The sequence below is a fragment of the Nesterenkonia sp. PF2B19 genome (assembly GCF_001758425.2).
Classification (GTDB): domain Bacteria; phylum Actinomycetota; class Actinomycetes; order Actinomycetales; family Micrococcaceae; genus Nesterenkonia; species Nesterenkonia aethiopica.
In genome coordinates, this window is record NZ_MDSS02000032.1 from 18,222 (window position 1) to 38,428 (window position 20,207).

Sequence of the window (20,207 nt, forward strand, 5' to 3'; positions counted from 1 at the left end):
GACTACCGTTCAGGCACCGGCATCAGACTGGAGAAGCTCATGGGCAGTGAAGACCTCGAACTCGATGCAGCTATTCGCGACTACGCATTCTCCTGGCTCGATCGAAAGACCAGGGGAGGTCACGAAGCACTGACATGGCAGGACATTCTGGCCTTTAGCCAGGAGAATCCGTATGGAGTGGCCTTGGCGCTGCGTCCGCAGGGGATCTTTAAGCCTCGTGTCATGTCGGCTGCGCTGTCCATCAAGACAAAGCCTGAGGAGGCACGGACCGACCGGAAGTTCGTATATGACGATGGAACGCCTATTGACGGCATCGCGCGGTACAAAGAACAAGCCACGAACCAGACTCACAACGGATGGTTACACAAGGCTCATGAGCTCAGGATGCCCCTTGTCTACTTCAGAGGTATTACGCAAGGCCAGTACCGCGCTATCTATCCCACCTATGTGGTCGGGTACGACGCGGCGCAGGGTGACTTCCTCCTGGACGTCTCACAGACGTGGACACCAGGGTCACCTGTCGACATCGGTTTCGCTCCCAATGCCGTGGAGATCGCCACCAGGCACACTAAACGAATGATCATGTCTCGGGACCATCAGGAAGACTTCCGAGCAATCGTGTTGGCGGCCTATGGAACCCGGTGTGCCGTCTGTGAACTCAGGCATGGCTCGCTACTTGACGCCGCCCACGTCATCCCCGACAGCGATGGAGGGCGTGCCGCCGTCAATAACGGGCTGGCCATGTGCAAAATCCACCATGCCGCGTACGACGCCAACATTATGGGGATCTCTCCCGACTACCGGATCCATATCCGACGGGACATTCTTGAAGAAGTCGACGGACCGATGCTCAGGCACGGATTGCAGGGCCATGAAGGGCAGTCTTTGCGGGTTCTCCCCACGCCGCGCAAGTGGCAGCCGCGCCGTGACTATGTGGAGGCGCGATTCGATACATTCAAGGATGCTGCGCCCGTTGGCTAGTGTGAGGTGACTACCGCACTTCACGCCTCGTACGCAGCGTCGAAGAACGCGCGCTCGATGCCCACCACCCGGTGCCAGCGATCTGCCAGGCGCGCGGCCGCATCGTCGTCCTGGTCAGGGACCACGCGATTGAGCTCATCGATCAGGAACTGGGTCCAGGCGCGGAATTCATCTCCACGGTGAAGATCGATCCAACCGCGGTGTTTGGGCGTCGTGGGCAACTCACGGTCCAACTCGCCCCAATCCAGGTATAGCCACTCTGCGATCACCAACACCACCAACAGGTCGGCGTAGTCCCGCGCGTGTGCGACCTCCCACATCTGCGTCACGAACTCCTCCGTGGGGCGGGCCAATGCAGGGTTCTCCACCTCCTGCTGCGGCACCTCCAACTCCGCGAAGGACTGCCGGAAGTACCCGTCTTCGTCAGCTGCCAGCATCCCCAACTGCTGGGAGAAGCGCAGCCGCGCGGCTCGCGAGCCCGTGGTCGCCACACAGGCGCCCAGCATCGCCACGAAGGCGTCGAAGAACTGATAATCCTGCACCAGATAGCGCGCGAGCACCTCATCACTGATCGTTCCCGCGAACAGCTCCTCCACAAACCGGTGATGGACCGCGGCCTCCCAGTCCTCTGCAGAGGCGGCCCGCAGCCGGCCAGCGAAGGACTCGGAGTGGACATCGGCAGTGGTGGTGAACGGAACGCCAGTCATGGCAACATCCTAGGTGTACTGAGTCAGGCGTCAGGGACCCACTCAGCATCTCACCAGCACACGTTCGCCGCGATCAGTGAGTATCCCCGATACTGAACCCATGCCCGAAGGTGACAGCATCTACCGCGAGGCCGCGCTCCTGCACGGGGCGCTGGCGGGCAGAACCCTGCTCGCCTCCGAGTTTCGCGTCCCGGCCTTTGCCGCCGTCGACGTCGCTGGTCAGACCATCGAGAGGGTCCATTCCCGAGGGAAGCACCTGCTGATCCACCTGCCTCAGGCCGTACTGCACTCGCACCTGAAGATGGAGGGCACCTGGCATGTCTACGGCCTCCCGGCGGACGGCAGCAGGCCCCACTGGAGGCGCCCCGGCCACACCGCCCGTTGTGTCCTCACCACCGCTGATCACCAGGCGGTCGGTTTCTCCCTGGGGGAGCTCCACGTCTTCAGCCCTGCCGAGGCACAGAAGCACCTGGCGCACCTGGGGCCAGACCCCCTTGGAGACGACTGGGACGCCGGCGAGGCCCGGCGCCGCCTGCTCACCCAGCCGGACCGGGCCATCGGCGTCGCGCTGCTGGACCAACGGAACCTGGCCGGCGTCGGGAACGTCTACCGCAGTGAGATCTGCTTCCTCGCCGGGATCCACCCGGAGACTCCCGTCCGCAGCGTTCCAGACCTGGAGCGTGCCCTGGCCCTCGCACACCGCCTCCTGGGCATCAACAAGCTGCGCCCTCGACGCTGCACCACTGGCACCCCTGGCGGCGGTACCGACCTGTGGGTCTACGGCCGCGGGGGAAAGCCCTGCCTGCGTTGCCGAGGACACATCGAGCGCGCCACGTCAGGAGAAGCGGCCCAGCGACGCGCCGCCCAGGAGGATCGGGTCATCTACTTCTGCCCCCGATGCCAGCCACCTCCCGGACGCCCGGCTGCTCCGCAGAGCCCGTGGGTCGCGCGCTGAGCAGTCTCAGACCCGCGCGGCCTCCCGGCGGCTGAGCCAGATCACATAGGCGGCGATCAGCACACCCACACCGGCGGCCACCGCCCCCACATAGCTGGGTGCCCGCAGACCCCAACCGGCGTCGATCACTGCCGCGCCCAGCACGGCGCCCAGGGCGTTGGCGGCGTTGAACGCGGAGTGGTGCAGCGAGGCCGCCAGCTGGGGTGCCCGCGGCGCGGAGTCGATCAGGAAGGTCTGCATGGCAGGGCTCAAGCAGGAGGCAGAGGCCCCCACCAGGAACAGGAACACCAGCGCCAGCACCACCACATGCGCGGTGGAGGCGAACAGCACCATGAACACGGCGATCAGCGCCATGGAGATGATCACGGTCCCCAGCACCGACTTGTCGGCGGCCCACCCGCCGACGAAGTTGCCGACTACCATGCCGACCCCGTAGAGCCCCACCACATAGGCAGGTAGCGGGGGTCCAGCAGGGCTACGTCAGTCATCACCGGGGAGATGTAGGAGTACAGCGCGAACATGCCGCAGAACCCGATGACGGCCAGCAGGATCCCCACCCACAGCTTCTGGGACCGCAGACCCTTCAGCTCGCCCATGATCGAGGCGTGCTTCGACGGCATCTGCCGCGGCGCGAACACGGCGACGGCCGCCATGGTGATCAGCGCCAGCACGATCACGATGGCGAACATCCAGCGCCACCCGAACTGCTGACCGGCCCACGTCACCACCGGGACACCGATGACGTTGGCGATCGCCAGGCCGCCGAGCACCGCGGCGATCGCCTTTGACCGACGGGTGGGTCCCGCCATCTGCGCGGCCATCAGTGCCGCCACTGCGAAGTACGCGCCATGCGGCAGCCCGGAGATGAACCGGGCGGCCAGCATCGTCTCGTAGTTCGGCGCCACCAGGCTCAGCCCGTGGCCGATCACGAACAGCCCCAGCAGGAACAGCGCATAGCTGCGCCGCTCCCGGGTCGCCCCGGGCAGCGACAGCAGCGGGGCGCCGACCACCACACCCAGGGCGTAAGCACTGATCAGGTGGCCGCCCTGCGGGATGGTGATCCCCAGATCGGCCACGGCCTCCTGCAGCAGGCCCATGATCGCGAACTCGGTGACACCGATCGCGAAGCCGCCCAGAGACAGCGCCACGATCGCGATGGCGATCTGCCGTCGGGAGAACCGCGGGTCCTCCGTCACCAGGGGGATGTCGCTGGTGGCGGGGTGCGCGGAATCGGTCTGCGGAGCATGGTGGGAGGTCGGCACGGAGAATCCCCTCGTCAATCAGGTGTGCACGCCGAGGGCGGCGCGGAAGACAGGACTGCGTTCGTCAGAAGAGAGCACACCGGTGTGCTGAACACGCAGGCGACAACCCGCGGTACGGGACACACATTCCCTCCCGCAAGGAGATAGCTGTCACATAGCTGGCACAGCACCGGCGCGTCGGGCTGGCCCAAGGGAAGCGAGCCAGCGCGACGCGCCGGAAGGTCCCCGTCAGGGGGCGGATCAGGAGCCCGGCGGGCGCAGCCCCGGATACGCCGAGTACACCGAGTCTCGCGTGCCGGACGACGACGGCGCCTCACCGGAGCCTGACTGCTCGCCTGATGGGCCGGGAGTCGGCGTCTCGGCCGAAGTGACCTCGGCTGTCTTCGGCTCCGTCGCCGGGGCCTCGCTGTCATGAGCGGTCCCGACGGCGTCTGGGGAATCCGCTCGATCGTCGGCTCCGGTGGCGTCGGCGACGACCGCATGGGAGCCGGTGTCGGCGCTGGGCGCGGAGCGAGCACTGTCCGCGGAACGGGCGCTGTCGGCGGACTTCGCCGGGAAGTAGTTCTTCTGCTTGGACCGCTTCTCGGACTCCTCATCCGGCAGGATGGGCAGTGAACCCGAGGACGGGTGCCGTTCAGCGCCGGGTGAGCCGGCTCCTGCCGGCGGCACCGGGGAGATCGTCCCGGTGGGGACGTCGTCGTCATCCAGGAAGTGCGAATCGTCCACCTGCTGGGGGATCGCACCGGTGGGCTGCTCGTCCGCGGGAGCCCCGGCCATGCCGGGGGAGCCGGCCGAGACCGCGGGAAACTGCCCTGTCGGGGTCTCGTCGTCGAACTCGGACTCGGTCGGCGCCTCGGCCGCAGCATCAGCCCGAGCCTGACCGGCCCCCTGATCCTGAGCACCGGTCTCGGCTGCGGCCCCGGCGTCCGAGTCCTCGGCGTCCCCGTTCCCGGCGTCCGAGTCCTCGGCGTCCTGGTTCGCAGCACCGTCCTCGTCGGGGGAGCCCTCAGCGGAGGCGTCCTCATCGGCCGAGGCGTCGGTGATCACCGCGGGTTCGTGATCGCCTGCTCCAGAGTCGGCCCACTCGCCGGTGTCGGCCACCGTGGCGGCCGCCCCGGCGCGAGCCACCGGACGCGAGTCCTGCGCCTCCGCGGGCTCCTCACCCTCCATCGGGGTCAGGGCGATCGGCTGCCCGCCGTGGGCCTCGATGTCCTCCTCGAGCTGCCGCAGCAGGTTCAACGCCTCGTCGATCATCTCCCGGTTCTCGGTGGCGTGTCCACGGACCAGCCACTGGGCCAGGGCGAACTCGGCGGTCAGTGCGGCCCGGCGCATCAGGTGCGGATCACTGGGCCCCCGGCGATGCTCCTGGTAGGCGGTCAGCACCGCATGGGCGAAGTCAGGGTCAGGGGTGGCGGTCAGCCACGCGAAGTCGTCGGCGGGGTCCCCGATGTGCAGGTCGGTCCACCCCGTCACGGCCACCACGCGCTCGCCGTCCACGTGCAGGTTGTCCTCGTGCAGGTCACCGTGGGCCACCGCCGGGGTGAAGTCCCACAGCTCCTTCTCCTCCATGGCGTGCTCCCAGCGGCGCAGCAGGGTGGAGGGGATCTGCCCGGTGGTGGCGGCCTGGTCGAGCTCGTTGAGGCGACGCTGCCGGAACCTCTCGGCCGAATAACGGGGCAGGTCCGCGTTGTCCACCACGGACTCGTCCAGATCATGGATCGCGGCGATCGTGCGGCCGACGTCGCCGATCACCTCGGCGCCGGAGGAGGTGAGCTCTTCGAGTTCCAGGGTCTGGCCGGGAAGATGGTTGTACACGAAGGTGCGCATCTCGCCGCGGCGCACCGCACCGGCCACCGACGGGACCCGGAAGGGCAGCTCGGCGCGGATGGCGGTGGAGAAGCCGCGCAGCACCTGCAGCTCGGTCTCCAGGCGCATCGCCGCCTCCTGGTGCTGCGGAGACCGGATGCGCCACCGGTTGCCCTCGGCATCGATGACGATCGCCGAGGTGAAGTCGCGGGCGTCGTCGGCGACGGCGGCCACGCCGGTCGGGGAGAGGCCCGGCACGGCGGCGGTGGCCAGCGCCGCCAGTTCCATCGATGTCCATCGCACGGTCACCAGCGTATGGTCTCGGGGTGCTCCGGGACCGCTAGGCCACGCCGTGTTCCTCAATTCCTCAGGCTCGGACCAGCCACCGCCGAGCGCTACGGTAGATCCATGCAGTCTGCACCCGGTGTTCTCGACCTCCCGCTGACCCGTCCCCGCATCGACCGGCGGGACCAGGATCGACAGCGTCCCGACTGGCTGGCGGAGGTCTGGACCGCTCCCGGCACCGGTGTGCTCCGGCTCGACGGCGGCCGCGCCCCGGTGCGCGCCGCCCGCTCCGACGGCGGCCCTGACGCCGAAGGCTCCCGGAACGGGACAGAACACGACGTCGCGCACACCTCGCGCCTGCGCCTGGTCTTCGAGGCGCCCGAGGGCCCGCTGCCCGAAGACGCCGTCTACCTGGGAGCGGCACCCCTAGGAGCCGCTTCAGAGGCCACTCATGAGGAACGTCCGCGGCACCTGATCGCCGTGCCCGCCCCCGGGCAGGCCCACGACGGCGACCTGGCGTCCGTCACCGAGTCTTCCTCCGCCCGGCCATCAGGCCACGCAGACAGCGGAGTCATGCGCGAGTCGGGCGACCGGAACGGCGTCTCCGACACCGAGCACCCGGTCCTGCGCTGGGCGGACCTGCGCTCCGTCGGCGCCCACCTGCCCGCGCTGGAGGGCGAACTGCTCACCCAGGCCACCGCCGTGCTGAACTGGCATGCGAACTCCGCGCACTGCCCTCGCTGCGGCGCCGTCACCGAGGTACGCAGCTCCGGCTGGATGCGGCAGTGCCCGGCCTGCGGAGCCGAACACTTCCCCCGCACCGACCCTGCCGTCATCACCGCCGTCGTGGATCCCCAGGACCGACTGCTGCTCGGCTCTGCCACCCGCTGGGACGCCCGCATGTACTCCACCTTCGCCGGCTTCGTGGAGGCCGGCGAGTCCCTGGAGGACGCGGTGGTGCGCGAGGTCGCCGAGGAGGCCGGCGCCGCCGTCGCACGCGTGGAGTACATCGGCTCCCAGGCCTGGCCGTTCCCACGCTCGCTGATGCTGGGCTACCTGGCCCACACCCGCGACGCCGTGGCCCATGCCGATGAGGATGAGATCCGCGACGTCCGCTGGTTCACCCGGGAGGAGCTCCACCAGCAGGTCGCCGAGGGCCGCATCGGCATCCCGCCGCGGTCCTCGATCTCCCGAGGCTGATCGAACACTGGTACGGTGGCACGTTGCCCGACGTCGACATCTGGAGCAGAGGAGCGCGATGACCTCGACCCCGTCCGATCCTCAGGCTCCGGACGCGGTCCTCGCCGGGCTCGACGACGAGCAGCGCGAGGCCGCCAGCACGCTGACCGGGCCGCTGTGCATCCTCGCCCGCGCCGGCGCCGGCAAGACCCGCGCCATCACCCACCGCATCGCCTACGGAGTGCGCGCCGGCGTCTACGATCCCCACCGGCTGCTGGCCGTGACCTTCACCGCCCGGGCCGCGGCGAGATGCGCTCACGGCTCAACGCCCTGGGCGCCCCCGGCGTGCAGGCCCGCACCTTCCACGCCGCCGCCCTGCGCCAGCTGCAGTACTTCTGGCCGATGGCCATCGGTGGCACCATGCCGGAGATCCTCGACCATAAGGTCCGCCTGCTCACCGAGGCGGCCCGGAGGCTGCACATCTCCACCGACCGGGCCGCCCTGCGGGACCTGGCCTCCGAGATCGAGTGGGCCAAGGTCTCGACCCTGACCCCGGACTCCTACCTGGAGCTCGCCGCCCACCGCCCCGAACCGGGGGGAGTGGACCATCGCACCTTCGCGAAGCTCTACCAGTCCTATGAGGACGTCAAGCTGGACAAGCACCTCATCGACTTCGAGGACGTGCTGCTGCTGACGGTGGGCATGCTCGAGGACGACGAACGGGTCGCCGCGCAGGTGCGTCAGCAGTACCGGCACTTCGTGGTGGACGAGTACCAGGACGTCTCCCCGCTGCAGCAGCGTCTGCTGGATCTGTGGCTGGGTGGCCGGGAGGAGCTGTGCGTGGTTGGAGACGCAGCCCAGACCATCTACTCCTTCACGGGCGCGACCCCGGACCACCTGCTGCAGTTCACCCGCCGGCATCCGCAGGCGAAGGTGGTCCGCCTGGTGCGGGACTACCGCTCCACCCCGCAGGTGGTGCAGCTGGCCAACGTGCTGCTGGCCGACCGCACCCGGGAGCAGGCGAAGATCCGCGCCCAGATGCAGGCCCAGGGTGAGCATCCGCCCGCGTGGCCGGATCCGCTGCGACTGATCTCTCAGCGCGAGCACGGGCCGGCCCCGTCGCTGACCCAGCATGCCGACGACGACGCCGAGGCCAGCTGGATCGCCGAGCAGATCGTCGCGCTGCGGGACTCCGGGGTGCCGCTGAGTGAGATCGCGATCCTCTACCGCACCAACGGGCAGTCCCAAGCTTTCGAGCAGGCGCTCGCCACCGCCGGCATCTCCTACCAGCTGCGCGGCTCCGAACGCTTCTTCTCCCGACGGGAGGTCCGCGAGGCGCTCGCTGCGCTGCGCACCTCCTCCCTGGTGGAGGAGAGCGGCGACGGCGTGCCCAAGACCGTGAGTGACATCCTCTCCTCCCACGGCTGGCGCCGCGAGGCCCCCGAGGGCACCGGTGCGGTGCGGGAGCGCTGGGAGTCGATGTCCGCGCTGGTGGGCCTGGCTGATCAGCTGCACGCCGAACGGGAGATGCTCGACGAGACGCTCACCATGCGGCAGTTCATCACCGAGCTCGAGGAGCGCTCGGCCGCTCAGCACGCCCCCACCGTGGAGGGCGTCACCCTGGCCTCCCTGCACTCGGCCAAGGGCCTGGAGTGGGACGCGGTCTTCCTCGCCGGACTCAGCGAAGGCTGATGCCGATCACCTTCGCCAAGACCCAGCGGGAGATCGATGAGGAGCGCCGACTCCTCTACGTGGGCATCACCCGCGCCCGGAAGCACCTGTACATGTCCTCCGCCCAGTCCCGGCACTCCGGGGGCCGGGGCCGACGCAGCCCGTCGAGGTTCCTGCGGCCGCTGCGCCGTGAGCTCGGGCTGGAGGAGCCCACCCGACGGATCGCGCCGTCGTCGGGGACGGTGAACCCGAACTCGCGGGCGAAGAAGAGGACCGCCACCTGCTCATCCTGCGGGACCGTGCTGACCACCGGCACCGAGGTCAAGCGCCGCCGCTGCGAGGACTGTCCGGCCCGCTACGACGAGGAGCTCTACGAGCGACTGCGTTCCTGGAGGTCCTCGCACGCCAAGGAGCTCGACGTCCCGGCCTTCGTGGTGTTCACCGACGCCACCCTGGAGGTCATCGCCGAGCGGCTGCCGCGCACCGACGCCGAGCTGCTGCAGGTCCCCGGCGTGGGGGAGAGGAAGCTGGAGAAGCACGGTGAGGCGCTCAAAGCCGTCCTCAGCGAGGCGGCCCAGGCACGCCGCGGCTGAGACGTGTCGCTGAGGCGCCGATGAGGCGCGTCGCTGGGGCGTCCCGGCATCATCGGGGCTCCGTCAGACTCTGGCCCTCACTGGGGATGGCTCCAGGCGAAGCTGACGCCCTCGAGGAACGCGTCGGCCTCCCGGGTGCGGGGATAGCGGGCCACCAGGGCCTGGAACCGCGGCCCGTGCCCCGGTTCGATCAGGTGCGCCAGCTCATGCACCAGCACGGCGTCCTGGACCCACAGCGGCATCTTCTGCAGACGCGACGACAGCCGAATGGTCCCCTCCGTGGAGGTCGTGGAGCCCCAGCGGGTCGTCTGCCGGTCCGACCACACCACCGAGGTCGGCCGGGGGATGTCGTCGAGATGCTCTCGAGAGAGCTCCAGGGCGCGGCGCATCAGCTCCTCGTCGGTCCGTCGGCGCTGTTCCGCACGGCGCCGGAGCTTCTGCTGGAAGGCCCGCGCATGCTCATCCACCTGGGCACGGCTGAGTCGGGACGGCACCCGCAGCCGCAGCGTGCCGTCCACCTGGTCGGCGGTCACAGTGCGTGTTCTGCGAGGGGAGCGGATCACCAGCACCTCATCGCCGTCGACCATGATCCGCTGGGCGTCCTGCGGTCCGGCAGAGCCGCGGCGCCGATCGGTGGAGCTGCGAGGCATCGGTCCTCCTGGTGCTGTGCTGTGCTGTGCTGCCCGGGGCTGTGCTGTGGGAGAGGCGCGGTGGTGGGTGTGGGGCGGTCGCAGGAGAGTCTAGCGGCGGCCGGTGACAGGGGACCTCCCCATGAGGCGAGCCGCATGGTCACCGCCCATCACCCCAGGTCAGAGCAGCCTGTGGATAACTCTGAGAGTCGGTGCCTGAACTCTGCCAGGATGTCGTCATGGACCTCACCGCTGTGGACGCCGCCGGCGCCGACGACCTGGAGAAGGTGGATCTGGAGCTCGGAGCTGCCGGCCCGGTGTACCGGTTGCCGCCCCGGGCGACCGTCACCGGCGTGGGCGAGACCACGCTCCACCTGCGCTCAGGGACAGCCTCGGTGCTCCTGGAGGGAGACGCCGAGGCGCTGCTCGCCGCCGCCCGTCAGCTGGACAGAGGGGTGCCGGTGGATGCCGCTCCGCGCGTGGTGGAGCGGCTGTGGAACCACGGAGTGCTCGAGCGCGAGACGGGAGTATCGGCAGCCGAGGTGCGCCGCACCCGGCTGGCCCAGTCCTGTGTGCTGGTGGACGGGCTGACGCCGTGCGGTGAAGCGCTGGCCGATCTGCTGGTGCGCCACGGCGTGGGGACGGTGGTGCTGCGCGACGCCGCCCCGGTCGATCTGCCGCCGGAGGTCGGCCGACGGCACGGGGGAGGCCCGGACCGTCTGCGGGCGGAGGACCTCGCCGACGAGCTCGCCGAGACCGCCGACGGGGTGACGGTGCTGTCCTGCCCGCCGGACGGCGTGGTGCAGGCCGCGGACGTGCAGGTCCTCATCCGGGAGACCGACGCCGGCGCCCCGGGCTGGCCGAGGCGGGAGGAGCTCATCGCCGGGCTGCGGGAGTCACGCCGCGTGCTGCCCGTCCTCACCACAGCTGACGGGATGATGTTGGGCCCGGTCATCTCGGACGGGGGGCCGGCACCCTGCCCAGACTGCCTGCAGCGGCAGGGAAGCAGCCTCGGAGTCGGGGGAGCAGACGGAGGAGACGATGGTGCCCCGATGGCGTTCTTCGCCTCCGGTGCGGCGGTCTGGCCGCTGCAGGGCATGGCGGCGCATCTGCTCATCCACCAGCTGGGGGAGCTGCTCGCCGGCCCGCAGCTGCCGGCGCTGACGGATGCTGTGCTGTGGATCGACGGCGGCACCGGGGCGATCAGCGCGCGCCCCGTGCCGCCGTCGTCGGACTGCCCGTGCCGGGCTCAGTCCGAACTCTTCGGATCATCCCCGGAGTCATCCGAGCCGCCTGGACCGCCCGAGCCGCCTGGACCGCCCGAACTGCTGGGGCCGTCGTAACCGCCGTCGAGCAGCTTCTGCAGCTCTTCGTCGATGCGGGCGGACTCGGCGGCGCGCTCCTCCTGGCGGGCCTGGAAGCCCTGCGGGTCGTCCAGGTCCTCCTCGGTGGGCTGCACGTCCGGGTGAGCCCACACCTCGTCCCGGCCGGTCATCCCGGAGGTCTCCCGCAGGTGCGCCCACAGGGCGGCCGCATCGCGCAGGCGGCGCGGACGCAGCTCCAGGCCCACCAGCGCGGCGAAGGTGTGCTCGGCCGGGCCGCCGGTGGCCCGGCGTCGGTTCAGCGTCTCGCGCAGTGCAGGCAGCGACTCCAGGTGCTCGGCGGCCTGCGAGACGACGTCGTCCACCCAGCCCTCCACCAGGGCGAGGGTGGTCTCGATGCGCCGCAGAGCGGCGTCCTGCATCGGGGTCCGTTCCGGGGTGAACAGCCCTTCGCCGAGGACCTCCTGCATCGCCTCCGGGTTGGTCGGGTCGATCTGCGAGGCGGCCTCCTCGATGCGACCCATGTCGATGTGGATCCCGGCGGCGTACTGAGCCACCGCATTGAACAGGTCCTGCTCCAGCCACGGGCACTGGGCGAACAGCCGCATCCTTGCGGCCTCCCGCAGGGCCAGGAACAGCAGGACCTCCTGCTTGTCCACCTGGAGGCCGGCGCTGAACTCCTCCACGTTCTTCGGCAGCAGCGCATGGTGCGCCCGGCCAGCGGCAGGCCGATGTCCGAGGCCGAATGCACCTCCTTGGCCAGCGCACCCACCGCCTGGCCGAGCTGTATGCCGAAGGCCATGCCGCCCATGGACTGGATCATGCCGCTGATCTGCTCGGCCCCGGCCCCGCCCATCATGGCCTGCATCTCCGGGGGGAACCCCGAGCCCTGCTCGTCGAGTTGGCCCTTGATGGCTCCGGAGAGCGCCTCGGCCACCGACTCGGCCACGGGTTCCGTCAGGCGGCGCCAGGAGTCGAAGGTCTCCTCCACCCACTGAGCCCGGGCCCAGGCCTGACCGATCTGGCCCACCGACTCGAAGCCGGTGGCGCCGTCGAGCCACATGTCAGCCAGGCGCAGGGCCTCGTCCACGGCGCGGCTCTGGGCCGGAGAGACGCTCGGGTCGTCGCCGGCCGCGGCCTGGCGGGCGGCCTGCTTCGCCATGGTCCAGTTGACCGGGCCCTGCCGGTCCTCCTCGGAGGAGCTCTGCATGGCGGAGAACATCGCCTGGACCTGTCCCATGATCTGCTGCATCATCTGGGGATCCATCTGCGGCAGACCCAGCTGCGACGGGTCGAAGCCTTCGGGCAGCTGGGGCCCGCCCTGGCCCGGAGTGCCGGTGAAGCCGATCGACGGGCCCTGCCCTGCAGGGCTGCCCTGCCCGGGCTCTCCGCCGAACATGCGGCGGAACATCTCCTCCATGGGGTCCTGGGGCTGGTCGCCCTCGTTCTCCTCGCGGCCCTCGTCGTCGCGGTCCTCGCCGCGGCGTTCGGAATCGTCGGCATTCATGAGCTGCTCCTGAGTGGTCGATCCGCCTGGGTCTCTGGACCTCCCAGCCTACTGCCGGGCCATGGACGGTGTCTGTGGGCGCGTGGGCCAGTTCGCGCAGGGAGGAAGCGCGCGTCCCGTGCCCGGGGCGGCGCCGGCGAATCACCAGGACGACGCCGATGAGGGCACGCCGCCCAGCGGCCGTCGGCAGCTCCCGCGGCAGCGTCCGTCAGCCCAGTTCGCCGTCCTCCGCGGGTGATGAGACAATGGCCCGGATCACTATGACTGGACGATTCACTGCCTCGGGGCGGCCGGCAGAGCCCCCGCATCTGGGATACGGCACGGGCACGGAGCCGGCTCAGCGGGTGGGTGCGGCCGCATCCATCCCGCCGCCCTGGGACCCTGACGCGCCCCCAGCGGGCCCCACCCACAGCTGGACCGTGCGTCGCACCGTGCAGCTGGCCTGCGGTCTGGGAGCGGTCGTCCTCGGAGCGGCCCTCCTGGGGACCCCCGCCCCGTATCTGACCGAATCTCCCGGACCAGTGTTCGACACCATCGGGGAGCGCGGCGACGAGCCGATGATCAGCATCGATGGGGCGGAGACGCACTCCACCGAGGGGTCGCTGAACATGACCACCGTCTACGTCAACGGAGCCCCCACATCGGTGGTCTATGTGCCGCAGGTCGTCCGCGGTTGGTTCGATCCGACCGTGGACGTGCTCCCGCAGGAGCTGGTCTACCCCTCGGGCACCACCGCCGAGGAGGTCCAGCAGATGAACACCGCTGCGATGACCAGCTCCCAGGACTTGGCGACGGCGGCGGCCCTGAACGCGCTGGGCGTCGACTACGGGCAGCGGCTGCGTGTCATCGACTTCACCCCGCAGGCCGCCGACGTCGGCACCACTGAGGTGCTCGAGGTCGGCGACGAAGTGCTCGCCGCAGGAGGCGACCCGGTCTCCGGCGTCGAGGGACTTCGCGAAGCTGTGAACGACGCCGCAGGTCAGCCGGTAGAATTGACAGTGACCAGGGACGGTGAGGAGTTCGACGTCGAGGTCCCCACCTACCAGGAGGCGGATGGCGACTACTACGTCGGCATCATGCTCCAGGGCGACTTCGACTTCCCGGTGGAGGTCGAGATCACTCTGGAGGACGTCGGGGGCCCCAGCGCGGGGCTGATGTTCTCCCTAGGGATCATCGACCGTCTCACCGAGGAGTCGATGACCGGCGGCGAGGACTGGGCCGGCACCGGGACGGTGGATCCCGACGGCACTGTCGGTCCCATCGGCGGGATCGCGCAGAAGGTGGTCGGAGCGCGGGACGCCGGCGCTGACCATTTCCTGGTCCCGCGGGACAACTGCGCGGAGCTCGAGGGCCGGACGCCCCGGGGCCTGGAGCTCCACGGGGTGGACGACGTCGACCAGGCTCGGCAGATCGTGGAGGCGGTTCGGGATGACGATGACGCCTACCTCGCCTCCCTCGAGGTCTGTGGCAGCTGAGACCTCGGCACCCCGCCGCGCAGCCTGCGGCGGCCCCGACCACGACGACGACACCTGAACAACTCGACCAGACCAGCAGCAGACCAGCACAACAGCACAACGTCCCGGACGGATCGAGCACCGACGACGCCGGCCGGGACGAAGAGAGGGTAGATGTGAGTTTCTCCCAGGGATTCGGTTCGACGAACCCCTTCGGCGGCTCCGGCCTGTTCGGCTCGGGCGGCTCTGACGACGACGGCGGTTCCGGCCGAGGGGGGTCCGGCGGCGGCGGATCGCAGCGTCCGCAGCGCAGCGGTCCGCGGCGTCCGTCCGCGCTGACGCTGACGATCATCATCATCGCGGTGCTGATCGGCGCGTTCGTGATCTCCTCCGGCTTCTACGCCGAGATCATGTGGTACAACCAGGTCGGCTATTCGGAGGTCTTCTGGGTCGAGCGGCTCAGCCGGCTCGGGATCTTCCTGGCCGGGTTCCTGGTGATGGGTGCCCTGGTCTGGCTGAGCCTCTTCCTGGCCTTCCGCAGCCGGCCGCAGACCCTGGATCGACAGATGAACGAGTCGATCCAGCGCTACCAGAACACGCTGACCTCCATGCGTCGCCTGCTGATGATCGGCCTGCCGGTCCTGATGGGCTTCTTCGCCGGGACGGCGGCCTCCGGCGCCTGGGAGGAGGTGCTGCTGTTCTTCAACCAGGAGCCGTTCGGCATGACGGACCCTGAGTTCGGCCTGGACTTCGCGTTCTTCGTGTTCACGATGCCGTTCCTGGGCTTCATCAACGGCTTCCTCATCTCCGCCGTCCTGGTGGCCGGGATCGCCGGGATCATCTGCCACTACCTCTACGGCGGCATCCGGATCGAGCCCAGCGGCCGATTCGTGATCGAGAAGGCCGCCCGCTGGCACATCGCCGTGACCGCGGCGATCTTCGTGCTGCTGCAGGGCGTCAACTGGTGGCTGGACCGCTATGCGACCCTGACCAACCAGGACGGCAACTGGGCCGGCGCCCTCTACACCGACGTCCACGCCGTCATCCCGGCGCAGACCATCTTGGCCGTCGCCGCAGTCCTGGTGGCGGGGATCTTCATCGTCACCGCCGTGACCGGTCGCTGGCGCTTCAGCATCATCGGCACCGCCGTGCTGATCGTCACCGCGATCGTCGGCGGCGCGGTCTACCCCTTCCTGGTGCAGGAGTACCAGGTGCGTCCCTCGGAGCGCACCCTGGAGAGCCCGTACATCGAGCGGAACATGGAGATGACCCGCTTCGCCTACGGGTTCGATGAGATCACTCAGGACGACTACGACGCCGAGACGCGGGCTGCCGAAGGTGCGCTCGCCGAGGACGCGGCCAACACGCAGAACATCCGTCTGCTGGACCCGAACCTGGTCTCGGCCTCCTTCGGCCAGCTCCAGCAGTTCCGTCAGTACTACGCGTTCAACGACACGCTGAGCTTCGACCGCTACGAGGTCGACGGGGAGCGCGAGGACACCGTCATCGCCGCCCGCGAGGTCAACGTGGCCGACGACGCCTCCTGGGTGAACCGGCACCTGATCTTCACCCACGGCTACGGTCTGGTGGCGGCCAACGCCTCCACGGTGACCCCGGAGGGGCGGCCCGACTTCACCCTGCGAGACATCCCGACCCGCGGCCAGCTGGCCAGCGACGAGGACTACGAGCCGCGCATCTACTTCGGCGAGAACACCACCGACTTCTCCATCGTCGGTGCGCCGGAGGGTGCGGACCCCATGGAGCTGGACCGCCCCGCTTCTGGCAACTCGGATGCGGACACGGTCTACACCTTCTCCGGCGAGGGCGGCCCCTCTGTGGGCAACCTGTTCAACCGGCTGGTCTACGCGATCCAGTTCCAGTCCCCGGAGATCCTGCTCTCCGGCGACATGAACGAGGAGTCGCAGATCCTCTACGACCGGCATCCGCGTGAGCGTGTGGAGAAGGTCGCTCCGTTCCTGGAGGTGGACCAGAACATCTACCCGGCCATCGTGGACGGGCGCGTGAAGTGGATCGTGGAGGGCTACACCACCTCGGCGAACTTCCCGTACTCCATGCAGCAGCAGCTGGAGTCGGCCACCACCGACGCCCTGACGCAGGGCGGCCAGGTGCTCTCCGGCCAGGTCAACTACATGCGCAACTCGGTGAAGGCCACCGTGGACGCCTATGACGGCTCGGTGACGCTCTACGCCTGGGATGACGAGGACCCGATCCTCAAGGCCTGGGAGAACGTCTTCCCCGAGTCGCTGCAGCCGTACTCGGAGATGAGCGCGGAGCTCATGGACCACGTCCGCTACCCGGAGGACATGTTCCGGGTGCAGCGTGAGCTGCTGGGCCGGTACCACGTGACCGACCCGGGTGCGTTCTATGAGAACAACGACGCCTGGTCCGTGCCGGACGACCCGACCCAGGGCGACGGAGCGGTCAAGCAGCCGCCGTACTACATGACCCTGCAGATGCCGGGTCAGGACGAGCCGAAGTTCTCCCTGACCTCCACGTTCATCCCGCAGATCACCGAGGGCGCCCAGCAGCGCAACGTGCTCTACGGCTTCCTGGCCGCCAACGGCGACGCCGGCACCGGCGAGGACGGCGTGAAGGACGAGGACTTCGGCAGCCTGCACCTGCTGGAGCTGCCCCGTGACACCGCCGTGCCGGGCCCGGGTCAGACCCAGGCGAACTTCGACTCGAACTCGGTGGTCTCCCAGGAGCTGAACCTGCTGCGTCAGGGTGCCTCCGAGGTGATCAACGGCAACATGGTCACGCTGCCGGCCGGTGAAGGCATCCTCTACGTGCAGCCGGTGTACGTGCAGTCCACCGGTGCCACCGCCTACCCGCTGCTGCGGAAGGTGCTGGTCTCCTACGGCGAGGAGGTCGGCTTCGCCGACACCCTCGGCGAGGCGCTGGACCAGGTCTTCGGCGGCGACTCCGGTGCCGCCGTGGCCGAGGGTGCCGGGGTCGAGGGTGAGGCCGTGGACGAGGACGTGGAGGTCCCGACCGGGGACGACGCCACGACCGAGGACGAGGACCTCGAGGCCCCGACCGAGGATGAGGACGCCACCACGGAGGACGAGGACGCCACCACCGAGGATGACGAGCCCACGGTGGAGGACGCCCCGACCGGATCCCCGGAGGAGCAGCTGGCCGACGCCCTGGAGCGGGCCAACCAGGCCATGCAGGACTCGCAGGCGGCTCTGGAGGAGGGCGACTTCTCCGCCTACGGTGAGGCGCAGGCCGAGCTCCAGCAGGCCGTGGAGGACGCACTGGCGGCCGAGGAGGCCATCGCCGGCGACTGATCCCGGCAGGTCCGGAGGCTCCGGCCTCCGGGCCTGGCCGCGGAGCCCCGGAGCGGGGTTCTCCAGCTGGACCGCAGACGGCGGGGCCGGTTCCCTTCACGGGGAGCCGGCCCCGCCGTCGTCTCTGGGCGAAGTGTCAGTGCGGGTTCTCGTGACGTTGAGTTGGTCTGGAGTTGTCGGTACTCGACTCGATCGAGTCGAGTACCGACAACTCCAGACCACCTCGACGAGGGCAGCGGGGTCTGGAGCAGCGGGGTCTGGAGCAGCAGCGTCGGGTCAGCTGAGCCGCCCCAGACGGCCTCGGCTCCGCTGTGGCCGGCCAGGATGGTGAAGGTCACCGCGGCGATTCCGCTGAGGATGGTCAGGGCGCCGAACAGCAGGCGGGGGAGACGCCGGCCGCGCAGGAAGAACCACAGCAGCGAGGACAGCGCCATCGCTGAGGAGGAGAACACGGTGGGCAGCCCCCAGCGGATGTGCTTCTCGGGAGTGCCCACGTACTCGGTGAGGATCGAACCGGACTGGTCCGCGACGACGGCGGAGATCGCCCCCGCCACGGCGAGGATCACCCCCAGCGGTCCGCAGACCGCACGCAGACGGGGCACACAGATCGCGAGGACCAGGAGCAGTGCGGCCAACGGCACCAGCACGACCACGGCATGGACGACGAGCGGGTGAAGCGGCAGGTCGAAGATCACGGGAGCCTCCGGCGGCGTCACGAGGGTCACTGTCGGTGGAGGCACCGACGCTACCCGAGGCTGACCTGGGACGTCACGGTTCTGCGGCCCGGGAGACGGAGATCACAGGCCGATCGTTCGTCTCGATTTTGCGTGTGGCTCATGCGCCGGTAAAGTAATACAAGTCAACGCGGGGTGGAGCAGTTCGGTAGCTCGCCGGGCTCATAACCCGGAGGTCGCAAGTTCAAATCTTGCCCCCGCAACGAGAAGCCGAAGGGCCCGATCGGAAGAGATTCCGGTCGGGCCCTTCGCGCATGCCCGAACGATTGACCCCGGGCCGTGGGCCGCGGAGTGCTCGCCCTCGCAACGAGCATCGTCGACAGGGTCCCGAGGCTCGCGGGCGAGCCTCGGGGAACCGGCTCACGGCCGCACCGCCGCGTAGAGCAGCATGTCCCGGCGCCTGCCGCCGATCTCCTGATGACTGCACAGCAGGCCCTCCCGCACATAGCCTGCCCGTTCCGCAGTGCGTACGGAGGCGGTGTTCCACGGTTCGATGAACAGCTCGATCCGGTGCAGGCCCTCCAGGCTCCACCCGAATCGAGTGAGGGCGTTGAGGGCGTCCGCCGCCAGGCCTCGGCCTCGGGCAGAGGGGGTGATCGCATATCCGGCGGAGGCCCGGCCCTGGTGCAGGTTCCGCAGCCATAGGCCGCAATGGCCCACCGGGGTGTCGTCGGCGTCGGTGATGGTGAAGGCGAAGCCTGTGCCCTCCGCGTGCCGGCCCTGCTGACGCCGGATCCAGGCTGTGAGTTCCTCCCCGGAGCCGTGGGCGGGCAGGGTGCCGATCAGGGGCACGTACGGGTCCTCGGACAGCTCACGGGCCATCTCGACGTCGGCGTCCTGGACCGCGCGCAGCGTCACCGCGCCGTGGTGTGGTGGGTCCTCCGGCCAGGGTGGCAGCGGGGGTCGATGCTCAGACATGATCACCCCCGAAGCCGGGGCCTCAGTAGACGCTGTTCCTGGTGGAGGAGAGGTTGATGCCCTCACCGGTCAGCTGATTCCAGCAGGACATCTGCGCGGGGAACGACGCGCAGGCGAAGAATCCGTTCTGCGCGGTCTGGCCGTACTGCAGCACCTGGGGCTCGTCCTCGGGGGAGAGCTGGTCCTCGCAGTCAGGCTCGGGGCCCACGTCCACCTGGATCCGGTACGTGGTGCCGTCCTCGCAGCCGTCCGGGGCGTCGAAGCTGTGCTCCAGCACCCGGCAGCGCAGCGAGTCGCCGATCTCGCACACGACGTTGCCGGTGGGAGAGGAGAACGAGGTCATCTCCGCGGCGTCGCCAGCGGGGAAGGCGTAGTTGAACCAGTCGATCCCCATGTCCGCGACGGCGGCGCTGAGCTCGCCGGAGGAGGCCTCCTCGCCGCCCAGCAGCAGATACACATGAGCCGCATAGGGGTCGTCACAGGCGGTGCGGAGATCCTCCAGCGTCTCCTGGACCAGCCCCTCGTCCTCCTGACTCCACTCGTCCTGCTCCTCGCCGGCCTCGGCCAGCAGCTCGAAGGGCTCCGCATCGGCCCGCGGGTCCTCGCACTCGCTCTCCTCGGGAACCTCCTGGAGCGCGGCGCGCAGCTCGTCGAGGTCAGGGCCCTCCGGTTCAGGCTCCGGCTCGGGCGACGGCTCGGCCTCCTCCGGCTCGGACGCGGTGGGCTCCTGCGCCGGGGTCTGCTCGGCCACAGGTGCGCCTCGATCGCCCAGGATCATCAGCCCCAGCACGACCACCGCACCGATCGCGATCAGCGGCAGCAGCACGGCCAGGAGCACGACGGCGACCCGACGGCGGCGGTGGGGCTGGCTCGTCGTCGGCCTCGGCGATCTC

13 protein-coding genes, 1 tRNA gene and 3 pseudogenes are annotated in these 20,207 nt (G+C 69.5%); 8 read left to right on the plus strand and 9 right to left on the minus strand.

Annotated elements, in window-relative coordinates; all coding sequences use genetic code 11:
* The first annotated feature begins 39 nt into the window (after positions 1 to 39).
* Positions 40 to 981, plus strand: a complete 942-nt coding sequence (locus BCY76_RS10575; RefSeq protein WP_070159365.1) for an HNH endonuclease — start codon at positions 40 to 42, stop codon at positions 979 to 981.
* Positions 982 to 1,001: 20 nt separating this feature from the next.
* Here BCY76_RS10575 and BCY76_RS10580 read toward each other — a convergent pair whose 3' ends face one another.
* On the minus strand, positions 1,002 to 1,688 hold the full coding sequence (locus tag BCY76_RS10580; RefSeq protein WP_085437644.1) for a TenA family protein: 687 nt from the start codon (positions 1,686 to 1,688) through the stop codon (positions 1,002 to 1,004).
* A 100-nt stretch (positions 1,689 to 1,788) separates the two neighbouring features.
* Here BCY76_RS10580 and BCY76_RS10585 point away from each other — a divergent pair, with 100 nt between their 5' ends.
* Entirely contained in the window at positions 1,789 to 2,643 is an 855-nt protein-coding gene (locus tag BCY76_RS10585) for an Fpg/Nei family DNA glycosylase (protein ID WP_070159366.1), read from the plus strand.
* 6 nt (positions 2,644 to 2,649) lie between these two features.
* Here the strand turns inward: BCY76_RS10585 and BCY76_RS20415 are convergent, their stop codons facing one another.
* From BCY76_RS20415 to BCY76_RS10595, 3 genes are all read right to left on the minus strand, one after another.
* Positions 2,650 to 3,066, minus strand: a complete 417-nt coding sequence (locus BCY76_RS20415; RefSeq protein ID WP_336582109.1) for an MFS transporter — start codon at positions 3,064 to 3,066, stop codon at positions 2,650 to 2,652.
* A complete protein-coding gene (locus BCY76_RS20420; protein WP_336582113.1) occupies positions 3,060 to 3,905 on the minus strand; it encodes an MFS transporter in 846 nt (281 codons plus the stop codon). The genes BCY76_RS20415 and BCY76_RS20420 overlap by 7 nt, the downstream gene beginning before the upstream one ends.
* A 240-nt stretch (positions 3,906 to 4,145) precedes the next feature.
* Positions 4,146 to 6,014: a phosphotransferase gene (locus BCY76_RS10595; protein WP_083277406.1), complete on the minus strand. Its 1,869-nt coding sequence runs from the start codon at positions 6,012 to 6,014 to the stop codon at positions 4,146 to 4,148.
* A 105-nt stretch (positions 6,015 to 6,119) separates the two neighbouring features.
* On the opposite strand from BCY76_RS10595, the gene nudC reads away from it, so the two are divergent.
* Both nudC and BCY76_RS10605 read left to right on the plus strand, forming a co-directional pair.
* Positions 6,120 to 7,196 carry an NAD(+) diphosphatase gene (gene nudC / locus BCY76_RS10600; RefSeq protein WP_070159370.1) on the plus strand — a complete coding sequence of 359 codons (1,077 nt, stop codon included), beginning with the start codon at positions 6,120 to 6,122 and terminating at the stop codon, positions 7,194 to 7,196.
* A gap of 58 nt (positions 7,197 to 7,254) precedes the next feature.
* Positions 7,255 to 9,439, plus strand: a pseudogene (locus BCY76_RS10605) (ATP-dependent DNA helicase UvrD2).
* A gap of 77 nt (positions 9,440 to 9,516) precedes the next feature.
* Here BCY76_RS10605 and BCY76_RS10610 read toward each other — a convergent pair.
* On the minus strand, positions 9,517 to 10,089 hold the full coding sequence (locus BCY76_RS10610) for a M48 metallopeptidase family protein (RefSeq protein WP_139827738.1): 573 nt from the start codon (positions 10,087 to 10,089) through the stop codon (positions 9,517 to 9,519).
* A 218-nt stretch (positions 10,090 to 10,307) separates the two neighbouring features.
* Here BCY76_RS10610 and BCY76_RS10615 point away from each other — a divergent pair, with 218 nt between their 5' ends.
* Entirely contained in the window at positions 10,308 to 11,411 is a 1,104-nt protein-coding gene (locus BCY76_RS10615) for a hypothetical protein (RefSeq protein ID WP_085437646.1), read from the plus strand.
* Here BCY76_RS10615 and BCY76_RS20735 read toward each other — a convergent pair.
* Positions 11,318 to 12,897 (minus strand): annotated as a pseudogene (locus BCY76_RS20735) (zinc-dependent metalloprotease). The gene BCY76_RS10615 and the pseudogene BCY76_RS20735 sit on opposite strands and share 94 nt — an antisense overlap.
* Positions 12,898 to 13,157: 260 nt before the next feature.
* Here BCY76_RS20735 and BCY76_RS10625 point away from each other — a divergent pair.
* Together BCY76_RS10625 and BCY76_RS10630 are read left to right on the plus strand one after the other, a co-directional pair.
* Positions 13,158 to 14,372, plus strand: a complete 1,215-nt coding sequence (locus BCY76_RS10625) for a YlbL family protein (RefSeq protein WP_083277407.1) — start codon at positions 13,158 to 13,160, stop codon at positions 14,370 to 14,372.
* A 155-nt stretch (positions 14,373 to 14,527) separates the two neighbouring features.
* Positions 14,528 to 17,662 carry a UPF0182 family membrane protein gene (locus BCY76_RS10630; protein ID WP_085437647.1) on the plus strand — a complete coding sequence of 1,045 codons (3,135 nt, stop codon included), beginning with the start codon at positions 14,528 to 14,530 and terminating at the stop codon, positions 17,660 to 17,662.
* Here the strand turns inward: BCY76_RS10630 and BCY76_RS10635 are convergent.
* Positions 17,584 to 18,378, minus strand: a complete 795-nt coding sequence (locus BCY76_RS10635) for a DUF2231 domain-containing protein (RefSeq protein WP_139827739.1) — start codon at positions 18,376 to 18,378, stop codon at positions 17,584 to 17,586. The two genes, BCY76_RS10630 and BCY76_RS10635, sit on opposite strands and share 79 nt — an antisense overlap.
* A gap of 147 nt (positions 18,379 to 18,525) precedes the next feature.
* Here BCY76_RS10635 and BCY76_RS10640 point away from each other — a divergent pair.
* Positions 18,526 to 18,599: transfer RNA gene (locus BCY76_RS10640), tRNA-Met, on the plus strand.
* Positions 18,600 to 18,756: 157 nt separating this feature from the next.
* On the opposite strand, the gene BCY76_RS10645 is transcribed toward BCY76_RS10640, so the two are convergent.
* Together BCY76_RS10645 and BCY76_RS18130 are read right to left on the minus strand one after the other, a co-directional pair.
* The gene (locus BCY76_RS10645) at positions 18,757 to 19,314 is read right to left on the minus strand and encodes a GNAT family N-acetyltransferase (RefSeq protein ID WP_070159387.1); all 558 of its coding nucleotides are present in this window, start codon (positions 19,312 to 19,314) and stop codon (positions 18,757 to 18,759) included.
* 22 nt (positions 19,315 to 19,336) lie between these two features.
* Positions 19,337 to 20,207 (minus strand): annotated as a pseudogene (locus tag BCY76_RS18130) (hypothetical protein); the annotation flags it as partial.

What these genes read in the sequence shown, in the direction of transcription:
- BCY76_RS10575 (WP_070159365.1), top strand. Translation starts at nt 40, where the DNA reads ATGGGCAGTGAAGACCTCGAACTCGATGCAGCTATTCGCGACTACGCA.
- BCY76_RS10580 (WP_085437644.1), bottom strand. Translation starts at nt 1,688, where the DNA reads ATGACTGGCGTTCCGTTCACCACCACTGCCGATGTCCACTCCGAGTCC.
- BCY76_RS10585 (WP_070159366.1), top strand. Translation starts at nt 1,789, where the DNA reads ATGCCCGAAGGTGACAGCATCTACCGCGAGGCCGCGCTCCTGCACGGG.
- BCY76_RS20415 (WP_336582109.1), bottom strand. Translation starts at nt 3,066, where the DNA reads ATGGTAGTCGGCAACTTCGTCGGCGGGTGGGCCGCCGACAAGTCGGTG.
- nudC (WP_070159370.1), top strand. Translation starts at nt 6,120, where the DNA reads ATGCAGTCTGCACCCGGTGTTCTCGACCTCCCGCTGACCCGTCCCCGC.
- BCY76_RS10610 (WP_139827738.1), bottom strand. Translation starts at nt 10,089, where the DNA reads ATGCCTCGCAGCTCCACCGATCGGCGCCGCGGCTCTGCCGGACCGCAG.
- BCY76_RS10615 (WP_085437646.1), top strand. Translation starts at nt 10,308, where the DNA reads ATGGACCTCACCGCTGTGGACGCCGCCGGCGCCGACGACCTGGAGAAG.
- BCY76_RS10625 (WP_083277407.1), top strand. Translation starts at nt 13,158, where the DNA reads ATGACTGGACGATTCACTGCCTCGGGGCGGCCGGCAGAGCCCCCGCAT.
- BCY76_RS10645 (WP_070159387.1), bottom strand. Translation starts at nt 19,314, where the DNA reads ATGTCTGAGCATCGACCCCCGCTGCCACCCTGGCCGGAGGACCCACCA.